The following is a 12,617-nucleotide window of genomic DNA, read 5'->3' on the forward strand; positions in this document are numbered from 1 at the left end:
CCGCCATGAATATCGATTCGCGTATCAAGTTCCGCCACCTGGTGTGTTTTCTCGAAGTGGCCCGGCAGGGCAGCCTGGCCCGCGCGGCGGACGTCCTGGCGGTGAGTCAGCCGGCGATCTCCAAGACGCTCAAGGAGCTGGAGGATCTGCTGGAGGCCAGCCTGTTCGAGCGCGGCAAGAGCGGCGCCAGCCTGACCGAGGCGGGCGTCGCCTTCCTGCGTTACGCCGGCCCTTGCGTACAGGCGCTGCGTGACGGGGTGAACAGCCTGCGCGGCGGCGAGTACGCCTCCAGTACGGTGCGCCTGGGTGTGCTCTCCACCGTGGAAAGCCTGCTGATGCCGGAGGTCGTGCGGCGCCTGCACGAGCGCCATCCGGCGATGGTGGTCAGCGTGGTCGGCGGGCCCAGCGCGCACCTGTTGTCGCAACTGCGGGTCGGCGAACTGGACCTGGTGGTCGGCCGCATGACAGAAAGTCCGCAGATCCAGGGGCTGGCCTTCGAGCACCTGTACAGCGAATCCATGACCCTGGTGGCCCGCGCCGGGCACCCGCTGCTGGGTCGTCCGCTGACGCCTGCGGCGCTGGACGACTGGCCGCTGGTGCTGCCGCTGGCCGGCACCACCATCCGCAAGTCCGCCGACAGCCTGCTGGTGCAGAGCGGCCTGGGCCAGCCGCGCCGGCGGCTGGAAACCCTGTCCACGGTACTCGGCCGCCGTTATGTGCTGAGCAGCGATGCGCTGTGGATCGCTCCGCTGGATTCGGTGCGCCTGGACCTGCGCACCGGCGAGATGGTCGAGCTGCCGCTGGATGTGCAGGAGCCGGGCGGCTCGGTGGGGGTGTGCAGCAACTCGACGCTGCCGTTGTCCCTCGGTGCGCACTGGTGCCTGGAGGTGCTGCGCGAGGTGGGCGAGGCGTACCGCGAGGGGACTTATCCATAACCGTTTGGTTATGGATTCCGGGCATCTTTTCAATTTTCCGCGTCGACCGGGCAGGGGACACTGCGTCGCACTGCCTGATGCAACAGGCTCCTATAAATCCAACAACAGGAGACCGACATGTCCGACGCGGAAAACAGCCGCTTCGTCATTCGTGACCGAAACTGGCACCCCAAAGCCCTCACGCCCGACTACAAGACGTCTATCACCCGCTCCCCGCGCCAGGCGCTGGTGAGCATTCCGCAGTCGATCTCCGAAACCAGCGGCCCGGACTTCTCGCACCTGAAAATGGGCGAGCACGACAACGACCTGCTGCTGAACTTCAACCACGGCGGTTTGCCGATCGGCGAGCGCATCCTGATTTCCGGTCGGGTCATGGACCAGTACGGCAAGCCCGTGACGCACACCCTTGTGGAGATGTGGCAGGCCAATGCCGGTGGCCGCTACCGCCACAAGAACGACCGTTACCTGGCGCCGCTGGACCCGAACTTCGGCGGTGTCGGCCGCGCGCTGACCGACAGCGAAGGGCGCTACATCTTCCGCACCATCAAGCCCGGCCCGTACCCCTGGGGCAACGGCCCGAACGACTGGCGCCCGGCGCATGTCCACTTCTCCATCAGCGGTCCGTCGATCTCCACCCGGTTGATCACCCAGCTGTACTTCGAGGGTGACCCGCTGATCCCCATGTGCCCCATCGTCAAGTCCATTGCCAACCCGGACGCGGTGCAGACGCTGATCGCCAAGCTCGACATGAGCAACGCCAACCCCATGGACTGCCTGGCCTACCGCTTCGACATCGTGTTGCGTGGCCAACGCAAGACTCACTTCGAGAACCGCTGAGAAACCGTGTCGGGCCGGCTGCGCGTCGGCGGTGCGGCGTTGAAAGCGACTTCAGAAGCCGCTTGCGGCTAACGCACTTCAGTGCGGCCCCGCCAGGGGCGAGCGGAGCGAGTCATGCTCATTCAGGGCAACTGAACTCCGCTTCTTCAGTCGCTTTCGCCTTGCACCGCGCTAGCTCGCTCAGCCCGAAACGGTTTCGGAGGAGAACAAAAGATGCCTATCGAACTGCTGCCGGAAACCCCCTCGCAGACCGCCGGCCCCTACGTGCACATCGGCCTCGCCCTGGCCGCTGCCGGCAACCCCGCCCGTGACCAGGAAATCTGGAGCGAGATGGCCAAGCCTGGCGCGCCCGGCGAACACATCGTGCTGCTCGGCAACGTCTACGACGGCAACGGCCACCTGATCCGCGATTCCTTCCTGGAGCTGTGGCAGGCCAATCACGAAGGCGTGTACGACAGCGCCTACGACCTGGAAAAGCCCTTCAACGGTTTCGGGCGCACGGCGACCACCTTCGACGCTGGCGAATGGCAGGTGCGCACCATCAAGCCCGGCGTGGTGAAGAACGCCGCTGGCGTGCCCATGGCGCCGCACATCAACGTTTCGCTGTTCGCTCGCGGGATCAACATCCACCTGCAGACGCGCATCTACTTCGAGGACGAGGCGCAGGCCAACGCGGCGGACCCGGTGCTGAACCGGATCGAGCAGCCCGAACGTCGGCAGACGCTGATCGCCAAACGTTGCGAGGTAGACGGGAAGCTCGCTTACCGCTTTGATATCCGCGTCCAGGGTGATGCGGAAACGGTGTTCTTTGACTTTTGATATTGAAATATCCGCCGAAGCGGTCGCAGACCGCGTCCGGCGGCACTTCGCCGCCGCGCTCGATGAGCGCGGCTACCGTGCGGACGAGGCCCAGCTGGCGGCGGTGGATCACCTCGCCAGCTGGCTCGACGATTTCCTCGCCGGCCGCCATGGCTTCCTGCGCAAGCCGGTGGCCGGCGTCTACCTGTGGGGCGGTGTGGGGCGGGGCAAGAGCTTCGTCATGGATCACTTCTTCGCGGCGGCGCCCATCCAGGCCAAACGCCGTGTGCACTTTCACGCCTTCCTGCAGGAGTTGCAGGGCCGCATGCTGGCGATCACCGGGCAGTCCGACCCACTGGTACGGGTAGCCCGTGCCATCGCCGAGGAGACCCGGCTGCTGTGCTTCGACGAGTTCCATGTGCATGACATCGGCGACGCCATGTTGCTGGGGCGCATGCTCAAGGTGCTGGTGGACGAGGGCGTGGGGCTGGTCTGCACCTCCAACTACCAGCCGGAAAACCTCTGCCCGAACCCGCTGTACCGCGAACGCTTCCGCCCGGCCATCGAGCTGATCGAAAAGCGCTTCGACGTGGTGTCGCTGGATGGCGGCCATGACTACCGCGAGCAGAGTAGCGCACTGGAGGAGTGGGGCAGTTTCGTCTGGCCGGCAACGACGGACGATTTCGATTTGATCCATGACCGCTTGAGGTTGGCGGACGACGCGAACTTCAACGAAGTGCTCAACGTCAACCATCATCCGCTGAGAATCCACGCCCATGATGGCTACAGCGCCTGGATGGATTTCAGCGAGATGTTCGAGCGGCCGCGTTCGGCCAGCGACTACCTGTGGCTGATCGAGCACTTCCCGCGCATGGCCGTCAGCGGTCTCGGCCCCCTGGCGGATTACCCGCCAGATGTGAGCATGCGTTTCCTCAACTTCATCGATATCGCCTATGACCGGCAGCTACGGTTGCAGCTGTTCGCCTCGGTGTCGCTGGAAGAATTGGCAGCCGGCGGGGCGGCGGTGGATTTTGCGCGGACGTTGAGCCGGTTGCGGCAGTTGAAGCTGGAGCCGCTTTAAGCGCGAGTTTCACCTACGGGGCCGGGTGCTGCTGTGGGATTTCGCGGACAAGGTCCGCTCCTACGGGAGCAGATCGGCGCGCGGCGTTGCTTTTCGTAGGAGCAACTGTCTTCTACCGGGTTAATCCCTGCCTGCGCTTCCCCCTCACCCCAGCCCTCTCCCTCAGGGAGAGGGAGCCGTCCGTGCCGGCTGACACTACGGTTTCATCCTGCACCGAACAGTCCCCTCTCCCGCTTGCGGGAGAGGGTTAGGGTGAGGGGCCCTTGATCTTGTAGGAGCGGATCTTATCCGCGAAAGGTTTCGTCTGGCGCCGATGTGTTCAGGAAAAACACAGTTCCCGAGCAGTGATCAGAAGGCCCTCTCGGTCCCGCGAAAACCGGGCGGCCGGCGCGCCACTCAACCTCCGTTCGATAATCGACCATCCATGTTGCGATAATCGCTCGCCCGTATCGATAATCGCCCGGAGCCCGCCTGCCAGGACCAACAAGAAATGACCGACGCCCCTCGTGCCAGCCTGCCGCCCCTCGCGCCGCCCATCGTTGCCTCGCCGGCCAAGCGCATCGAAGCCTTCACCGGCGATCCGAACTTCATGACCTCGCTGGCTCGTGGCCTGGCGGTGATCCACGCCTTCCAGGAGCGCAAGCGCCACCTGACCATCGCGCAGATCAGCCACCGCACCGAGATTCCCCGCGCCGCCGTGCGCCGCTGTCTGCATACGCTGATGAAGCTCGGCTACGTCACCTCCGACGGACGTACCTATTCGCTGCTGCCCAAGGTGCTGACCCTTGGCCATGCCTACCTGTCGTCCACGCCGCTGGCGGTCACCGCCCAGCCAATCCTCGACCGCCTGAGCGAGCAACTGCACGAGGCGTGCTCGATGGCGACGCTGGAAGGCGACGAAATCCTCTATATCGCCCGCTCCGCGACGCCGCAGCGCCTGATTTCCGTAGACCTCAGCGTCGGCAGCCGGCTGCCGGCCTACTGCACCTCCATGGGCCGCATTCTGCTTGCCGGCCTGGACGACGAGGCGCTGGAGGACTACCTGGCCCACGCCGACCTGCAGGTGAAGACCAGCCGCACCGTGCACACGCCGGACATGCTGCGGGCGAGTATCGCCGAGATTCGCCAGCAGGGCTGGGTGATCATCGATCAGGAGCTGGAGGTCGGCCTGCGTTCCATCGCCGTGCCGCTGAAGGATTCCGCCGGCCAGGTGCTGGCGGCGCTGAACGTCGGCACCCATGCCGGACGGGTGTCGCGCCAGGAACTGGAGACGCGCTTCCTGCCGGTGCTGCTGGAGGCCAGTCGCGAGCTGGGCACCCGGCTGTTTCATTGAGCGGCGGCATGCCTCCTCGGAGGTATGCGCCGTGCCGCCGCAGGGGCGGCGCTGCGTCGTACTGATCCACGGCAACGAAAGCGCCGGGCGGCCAACCTAGACTCCGGGACCGCCCATCCCCGCGAAAGGAGTCACCCATGCACGTGGACATCGCCATCGTCGGCGCCGGCCCTGCCGGGCTGTGCCTGGCCCGCTCGTTGTCCGGCAGCGGCCTGTCGGTCCAGCTGATCGAACGCCAGCCGCTGGCGAGCCTGGCCGAGCCGGCTGAGGACGGCCGCGAGATCGCCCTGACCCACGCCTCACGCGCCGAGCTGCAGCGGCTGGGGATGTGGTCGCGCATCGACTCGCAGGAAGTCTCGCCATTGCGCGATGCCCAGGTACTCAACGGCCCGTCGCTGTTCGCGCTGCGCATCGAGGCGGGGCAGGCGGGCGCCGAACAGTTGGGCTACTTCGTGGCCAACCAGGCGATCCGCCGCGCGGCCTTCGATGCGGTGCACGAGTGCCCGGACGTATCGCTGGTCTGCGGCCGAGCGCTGCGCTCGCTGCGAGTGGAGCGCGACGGTGTGCAGCTGACGCTGGACGATGACAGCCAGGTGCATGCGCGCCTGCTGGTCGCCGCCGACAGCCGTTTTTCCGAGACGCGACGGATGCTCGGCATCGGCGCGAGCCTGGAGGATTTCGGCAAGACCATGATGGTCTGCCGCATGGCTCACGAGCGGCCACACCACAACGTGGCCTGGGAGTGGTTCGGCTACGGCCAGACCCTGGCGCTGCTGCCGATCAATGGCGATCGTTCCTCGGTGGTGCTGACCCTGCCGCAGCGGGAGATGGCGCCGCTGCTGGAGCTGGACGAGGTAGCCTTCGCCCATGAGATGGAGCGGCGCTTCGACCGCCGCCTGGGCGCCATGCAATTGCTCGGGCCGCGCCATAGCTACCCGTTGGTGGGCGTATTCGCCGATCGCTTCGCCGGCCCGCGCAGCGCACTGATCGGCGACGCCGCCGTGGGCATGCATCCGGTCACTGCTCATGGTTTCAACTTCGGCCTGCAGAGCCAGCGCCGCCTTGCCGCGGAGGTGCTGGCCACCCATAGACGCGGCGGCGACATCGGCGGCGCCTGGCCGTTGCGCCGTTACGCCACGGCCCATCGCCTGGCGACCTGGCCGTTGTACCAGGCCACGCGCCTGATCGTCGGCATGTACACCGATCCACGCCCGCCGGCGCGCCTGCTGCGTAATGCCGGTTTGCGCCTGGCGCAGGGCCTGCCGCCGCTGCGGCAGGTGATCGCGCGGCATCTGGCGCAGGGGGCGTGACGACGCGTAGGGCGTATGACGTTCGACGTTATACGACGTTTGACCTTGATCTGCGGAGCTCCGAACTTGGCCTTGGCGCACATGGCGAGGCGAGGTGAATCGGCGTACAACCGCGAACGGTTGTACGCCCTACGTCCCCGATATTTCCGTGTTGGGGCGGGTGCGTTCGCGGTGGCCCTTGCGGACAGAGTCCGCTCCTACGAGATGCATCTGTGCTCGGGTTGGCCCTTACCCTAACCCTCTCCCAGGGGGAGAGGGGACCGTCCGGTGCAGGATGAAACTACTCTGTCAGCCGGCACGATCTGGCTCCCTCTCCCTGGGGGAGAGGGCTGGGGTGAGGGGGAAAGCCCTGGCACAGATTCAGCCGGGACAAGACCGTTGCTCCTACAAGAGCTGTCCGCCGCGCCGGTCCGCTCCGTGTTTTGGAGCGGAATGAACGATCCAGCCGCCGTCAGAGCGGCCCCTCCTGCGTGCGCAATCCATAACAATCCGATCCAGGGGGAACCATGGCCATCACTTCCAGCGACATCTGCAAGGCTGCCGACGGCCTTTGCGGCTTTGTCGGTTTCAATCGCAAGACGGGCAAGTACATCGTGCGTTTCAGCGAAGACTCCTTCGGCATGGACGTGGTCGAGGACAGCATCCAGCCGGCCTGCGAGTTCGTCTGGGCGTCCAGGGCGGGGGATGTCATGATCCTGAGCCGCGAATGCCTGCAGATTCTCGCCGAGCAGAACATCAACGACCGCCTCAACTTCGGCGAAGCGCTGCTCACCTACCTGCGCCGCACTGATCTCCCGGAAATAGCCGCGGAACGACGCCTGAAGTAAACCAATTCGGCGAGGTGGCCGGTTGCACCGGTCGACCTCGCGTGCTGCCGGTGCTGCCCGGCGGCCAGGGCAGGGCGCCGAGTCCTGTCGTTCTTCATCTCCTCGGTCGCCTCCGCGAGCGCAACCTGTCGTGCCCTGGCCTATGCTGTCCGGGTTCGCCTTGCGTTGAGGTGCAACCTGTTCGCCCTGCGGGTTATACCTTGGTCGTATCCGCCGGTCGGCCTGATCCAGGGTGTGGCTCGCGGCAGGGTTCGGTGCACCGTGCGGGTGCGCTGAATTCCGGTCGCGAAAGAGTGGTTGCACCTGGTTGCACCTTTGTGGGCGGCGGTTTAACCTTGCGCCGCTTTGCACGCTCCAAACTTTTAACAATAGGACGACCCATGGCCACCACTACCCTCGGCGTGAAGCTCGACGACGCCACCCGTGAACGTCTGAAGCTCGCCGCCCAGCAGCTCGACCGTACCCCGCACTGGCTGATCAAGCAGGCGATCTTCACGTACCTGGAGCAGGTCGAGGGTGGGCTGACTCCCGCCGAGCACTCCGGGCTGGCCGCCGCTGCAGGCGAAGAATCCGTGGACTCGCTGAGCGAGCAGGGCCTGCAGGTCTTCCTCGATTTCGCCGAAAGCATCCTGCCGCAGTCGGTGCTGCGCGCCGCCATCACCTCCGCCTACCGCCGTCCGGAAACCGAGGCGCTGCCGATGCTGCTGGACCTGGCCCGTCTGCCCAAGGAGCAGGCCGACGCTGCCAACAAGATGGCCCTGGGTATCGCCGAGAAGCTGCGCAACCAGAAGAACGCTGGCGGCCGTCAGGGCCTGGTGCAGGGTCTGCTGCAGGAGTTCTCCCTGTCGTCCCAGGAAGGTGTGGCGCTGATGTGCCTGGCCGAAGCGCTGCTGCGCATTCCGGACAAGGCCACCCGTGACGCGCTGATCCGCGACAAGATCAGCAATGGCAACTGGAGCCAGCACCTGGGCCAGAGCCCATCGATGTTCGTCAACGCGGCCTCCTGGGGCCTGCTGATCACCGGCAAGCTGGTGTCCACCCACACCGAGGCGGGCATGTCCTCGGCCCTCAACCGCATCATCGGCAAGTCCGGCGAGCCGCTGATCCGTAAGGGCGTGGACATGGCCATGCGCCTGATGGGGGAGCAGTTCGTCACCGGCGAGACCATCGCCGAGGCCCTGGCCAATGCGGCCACCATGGAGTCCAAGGGCTTCCGCTATTCCTATGACATGCTCGGCGAAGCCGCGCTGACCGATGAGGATGCCAAGCGTTACCTGGCCTCCTACGAGCAGGCCATTCATGCCATCGGCAAGGCCTCCCACGGTCGCGGTATCTACGAAGGCCCGGGCATCTCCATCAAGCTCTCCGCGCTGCACCCGCGCTACAGCCGCGCCCAGTACGACCGCGTGATGGACGAGCTGTACCCGACCGTCCTCGGCCTGGTGAAGATGGCTCGCGACTACGACATCGGCATCAACATCGACGCCGAGGAAGCCGACCGCCTGGAAATCTCCCTCGACCTGCTGGAGCGCCTGTGCTTCGAGCCGAGCCTCGCCGGCTGGAACGGCATCGGCTTCGTCATCCAGGCCTACCAGAAGCGCTGTCCGTATGTGATCGACTACGTGATCGACCTGGCCAAGCGCAGCCGCCATCGCCTGATGATCCGTCTGGTGAAGGGCGCCTACTGGGACAGCGAGATCAAGCTGGCTCAGGTCAACGGCCTGGAAGGCTACCCGGTCTACACCCGCAAGCCGTACACCGACGTTTCCTACCTGGCCTGCGCGCGCAAGCTGCTGGCCGTGCCGGAAGCCATCTACCCGCAGTTCGCCACCCACAACGCCCACTCGCTGTCGGCCATCTACAACCTCGCCGGGCAGAACTACTACCCGGGCCAGTACGAGTTCCAGTGCCTGCACGGCATGGGCGAACCGCTGTACGAGCAGGTGGTGGGCAAGGTCGCCGACGGCAAGTTCAACCGCCCGTGCCGTATCTACGCTCCGGTGGGCAGCCATGAAACCCTGCTGGCATACCTCGTTCGTCGCCTGCTGGAAAACGGCGCCAACACCTCCTTCGTCAACCGCATCGCCGACCACAGCATCTCCCTCAAGGACCTGGTGCTGGACCCGGTGCTGCAGGTCGAGCAGATGGCCGCGCAGGAGGGCACCCTGGGCCTGCCGCACCCGCGCATTCCGCTGCCGCGCGGGCTGTACGGCGAATCGCGTCTGAACTCCGCCGGCATCGACCTGGCCAACGAGCACCGCCTGGGCTCGCTGTCCTCGGCGCTGCTGTCGAGCACCAACCAGGCTTACCTGGCCGCGCCGATCCTCGGTCTGGCCGACGCCGCCCCTGGCGAGCCGCAGCCGGTGCGCAACCCGGCCGACCTGCGCGACGTGGTGGGCCATGTGCGTGAAGCCAGCGAAGCCGACGTCAACAACGCCATCCTCGGCGCGCTGTCCAGCGCGCAGATCTGGCAATCCACCCAGCCGGCCGAGCGCGGCGCCATCCTGCAGCGCGCCGCCGACCTGATGGAAGCCGAAATCCAGTCGCTGATGGGCGTGCTGGTGCGGGAGTCGGGCAAGACCTTCGCCAACGCCATCGCCGAAGTGCGCGAGGCGGTGGACTTCCTGCGTTACTACGGCGCCCAGGCCAGTACTCACTTTGCCAACGACAGCCACCGCCCACTGGGCCCGGTGGTGTGCATCAGCCCGTGGAACTTCCCGCTGGCGATCTTCAGTGGCCAGGTGGCCGCCGCCCTGGCCGCCGGCAACACCGTGCTGGCCAAGCCCGCCGAGCAGACTCCGCTGATCGCCGCGCAAGCCGTGCGCATCCTGCTGGAAGCCGGCGTGCCGGCCGGCGCCGTGCAGCTGCTGCCGGGCCGTGGTGAAACCGTCGGTGCCCGTCTCGTCGGAGACGAGCGTGTGCGTGGCGTGATGTTCACCGGTTCCACCGAAGTGGCCAGCATCCTCCAGCGCAACATCGCCGGCCGCCTGGACGCCCAGGGTCGCACCATCCCGCTGATCGCCGAGACCGGCGGCCTCAACGCCATGATCGTCGACTCCTCGGCCCTGGCCGAGCAGGTGGTGGTGGACGTGGTCAACTCCGCCTTCGACAGCGCCGGTCAGCGTTGCTCGGCCCTGCGCGTGCTGTGCGTGCAGGCCGACGTCGCCGACCGCGTGATCGCCATGCTCAAGGGCGCGATGGCCGAGTACCGCGTCGGTGCGCCGGAGCGCCTGCACACCGACATCGGTCCGGTGATCGACGAGGAAGCCAAGGGCAACATCGACAAGCACATCCAGACCATGCGCGACAAAGGCCGCAAGGTGTTCCAGAGCGCCCGCGTGGATGCCGAGGAAATCAAGCGCGGCACCTTCGTCGTGCCGACCCTGATCGAACTGGACAGCTTCAGCGAGCTCAAGCGCGAAATCTTCGGTCCCGTGCTGCACGTGGTGCGCTACGAGCGTTCCGAGCTGGACCAGTTGCTTGCGCAGATCAACGCCAGCGGCTACGGCCTGACCCTCGGCGTGCACACCCGCATCGACGAGACCATCGCCCAGGTGGTGGAAAGCGCCCATGTCGGCAACCTCTACGTCAACCGCAACGTGGTCGGCGCCGTGGTCGGCGTGCAGCCGTTCGGTGGTGAGGGCCTGTCTGGCACCGGTCCGAAAGCCGGTGGCCCGCTGTACCTGTACCGCCTGCTCTCCACCCGTCCGCAGGATGCGGTGGCCAAGCAGCTGCAGGGTGACGGCGCGCAGGCGATCGCTCGCCCGGCCGAGGCGAGCAAGGCGGTGGATGCGCTGACCCAGTGGGCCGGGCAGAACGAGCCGGCGCTGGCCGCGCTGATCGCAGGCTATGCCGAGCTGTCGCAGAGCTACACCGTGCAAGTGCTGACCGGCCCGACCGGCGAGCGCAACACCTACAGTCTGCTGCCGCGCGAACACGTGCTGTGCCTGGCCGAGGATCGTGCTGACCTGCTGGCCCAGCTGGCTGCGGTGCTGTCCGTGGGCAGCCGCGCGCTGGTCCTGCAGGCGCAGAGCGAGCTGGTCACCAGTCTGCCGAAGGAGGTGCAGAAGCGCATCGATCTGATCGCCGATTGGGCCGCCACCGACAGCGCCTTCGACGCCATCCTGCACCACGGCGACTCCGATCAGCTGCGTGCGGTCTGCGAGCAGGCGTCCAAGCGCAAGGGTGCCATCGTTGGCGTTACCGGGCTGAATCGTGGGGAAACCGACATTCCGCTGGAGCGCCTGCTGATCGAGCGCGCCCTGAGCGTCAACACCGCTGCCGCCGGCGGCAACGCCAGCCTGATGACCATCGGCTGACGTCCGCGCCGGGAGCGTGCCCCACGGGTGCGCTCCCGGCGAGCTTTCCGGTCATCGCTCGATGGCCATCCGGCCTGCCAGCCTTCGGGTGGGGTTATCCGCTCCAGGCAGTCCGTTTCCCTCGCGCAATTGCGCACTCCGTATCGGGTCTGGCGCCCGGCACAACGGCGAAGCTATCCGCTTCGCCGTTTTTCTTTCGAATGCTTTCCTGGTCCGCAGGTGCTGCTTGTAGGAGCGCGCCCTGTGCGCGAGGTGCAGACCATGGTTCGCGAGCAAGCTCGCTCCTACGAAGAGCGGGTCAGTGCATGCCTGTAGGAGCGAGCTTGCTCGCGAACCGGGGTGATCAGATGAGGACGGGATGTATTGGCGGCACAAGTACCCTTCAGGCCGCGGAGCCCAGTGGCTCCTGGCGAATCAGTTCACGCAGCGCCCGGCGTTCGGCCGGCGGGGTTGCCGCGCGATGCAGGGCCAGGCTGCCGTCCGCTTCGGTGATCGCGATCTGGGTTTCGAACTGCAGTTGCAGGTCGTCCAGGGTGATGTAGGTGATGCGGTAGGCCTCGTCGGTGCGGTTCATGGTCGGCTACTCGATGTGGGAGGGCCGCGGGCCCGATGGCGGAATAATCTCGCCGGGTGGGCTAGGGTTGAAGTGAATAGCCGTGATGGTGAACATCACGGCTGGCGATGGTGCCGGCGAGATTTTCCGGCACTTGTCACGCAGGACGGGTATCCTGCACGGGCGTGTCCAGACGGCCACGCTGACTTACAACTGGAGCAGTGACATGAGCCGCGACAAGCAGCTTTTCCCGGACGACGAAATCGGTGACGCCCTGTGGGCCCTGCAGGAGGACGGTGAGGACCTTTCCGTCGAGCACGAGGTAGAGTTCGCGGTGATCTTCCCGGACGAACAATCCGCCCTGGACTTCGCCATCATGCTGCTGCAGAACGGGCAGAAAGTGGCCTACTCGGAATATGACGGCAACGACCAGCTGCCTTGGCAGGTCCTGGCCTACCCGGTGATGGAGCTCAGCCACGAGCACATCAGCGGCTATGCCGCGCTGCTGTCCGAGCACTCCGCCGACCTGGGCGGCCAGCTGGACGGCTGGTCGGCGCTCTGAGCGGCTGACGCGCCATGAGAAACGGCGCTTTGCAGACCGTGTGAAAACGCACTGACTGCAAG

10 protein-coding genes are annotated in these 12,617 nt (G+C 66.2%); 9 read left to right on the forward strand and 1 reads right to left on the reverse strand.

Annotation, left to right across the window (positions count from 1 at the left end):
- Nucleotides 1-5: 5 nt before the first annotated feature.
- The 8 genes from pcaQ (at nt 6) to putA (ending at nt 11,440) form a co-directional block, all read left to right on the forward strand.
- Nucleotides 6-935: a pca operon transcription factor PcaQ gene (pcaQ, locus tag O6P39_RS12130; RefSeq protein ID WP_275611567.1), complete on the forward strand. Its 930-nt coding sequence runs from the start codon at nt 6-8 to the stop codon at nt 933-935.
- A gap of 117 nt (nt 936-1,052) precedes the next feature.
- Nucleotides 1,053-1,772 carry a protocatechuate 3,4-dioxygenase subunit beta gene (gene pcaH / locus O6P39_RS12135; RefSeq protein WP_275611568.1) on the forward strand — a complete coding sequence of 240 codons (720 nt, stop codon included), beginning with the start codon at nt 1,053-1,055 and terminating at the stop codon, nt 1,770-1,772.
- Between the two features lie 213 nt (nt 1,773-1,985).
- Nucleotides 1,986-2,591 carry a protocatechuate 3,4-dioxygenase subunit alpha gene (gene pcaG / locus O6P39_RS12140; RefSeq protein ID WP_275611569.1) on the forward strand — a complete coding sequence of 202 codons (606 nt, stop codon included), beginning with the start codon at nt 1,986-1,988 and terminating at the stop codon, nt 2,589-2,591.
- A complete protein-coding gene (gene zapE / locus O6P39_RS12145; RefSeq protein WP_275611570.1) occupies nt 2,581-3,651 on the forward strand; it encodes a cell division protein ZapE in 1,071 nt (356 codons plus the stop codon). Before pcaG ends, zapE begins: the two co-directional genes overlap by 11 nt.
- Before the next feature lie 490 nt (nt 3,652-4,141).
- Entirely contained in the window at nt 4,142-4,984 is an 843-nt protein-coding gene (locus tag O6P39_RS12150) for an IclR family transcriptional regulator (protein WP_275611571.1), read from the forward strand.
- A gap of 137 nt (nt 4,985-5,121) precedes the next feature.
- Complete coding sequence (gene ubiM, locus O6P39_RS12155) at nt 5,122-6,294, forward strand: 5-demethoxyubiquinol-8 5-hydroxylase UbiM (RefSeq protein WP_275611572.1); 1,173 nt, start codon at nt 5,122-5,124, stop codon at nt 6,292-6,294.
- 506 nt (nt 6,295-6,800) lie between these two features.
- Nucleotides 6,801-7,121 carry a DUF2025 family protein gene (locus O6P39_RS12160; RefSeq protein ID WP_275611573.1) on the forward strand — a complete coding sequence of 107 codons (321 nt, stop codon included), beginning with the start codon at nt 6,801-6,803 and terminating at the stop codon, nt 7,119-7,121.
- A gap of 380 nt (nt 7,122-7,501) precedes the next feature.
- Nucleotides 7,502-11,440: a trifunctional transcriptional regulator/proline dehydrogenase/L-glutamate gamma-semialdehyde dehydrogenase gene (gene putA, locus O6P39_RS12165; RefSeq protein ID WP_275611574.1), complete on the forward strand. Its 3,939-nt coding sequence runs from the start codon at nt 7,502-7,504 to the stop codon at nt 11,438-11,440.
- Nucleotides 11,441-11,822: 382 nt separating this feature from the next.
- Here the strand turns inward: putA and ptrC are convergent, their stop codons facing one another.
- Nucleotides 11,823-12,014 carry a type III secretion system co-regulatory protein PtrC gene (ptrC, locus tag O6P39_RS12170; protein WP_275611575.1) on the reverse strand — a complete coding sequence of 64 codons (192 nt, stop codon included), beginning with the start codon at nt 12,012-12,014 and terminating at the stop codon, nt 11,823-11,825.
- A gap of 205 nt (nt 12,015-12,219) precedes the next feature.
- On the opposite strand from ptrC, the gene O6P39_RS12175 reads away from it, so the two are divergent.
- Entirely contained in the window at nt 12,220-12,555 is a 336-nt protein-coding gene (locus tag O6P39_RS12175) for a ribonuclease E inhibitor RraB (protein ID WP_152223940.1), read from the forward strand.
- Nucleotides 12,556-12,617 lie beyond the last annotated feature (62 nt).

Origin of the sequence: Pseudomonas sp. PSE14, assembly GCF_029203285.1 — a bacterium.
Classification (GTDB): Bacteria; Pseudomonadota; Gammaproteobacteria; order Pseudomonadales; family Pseudomonadaceae; genus Pseudomonas.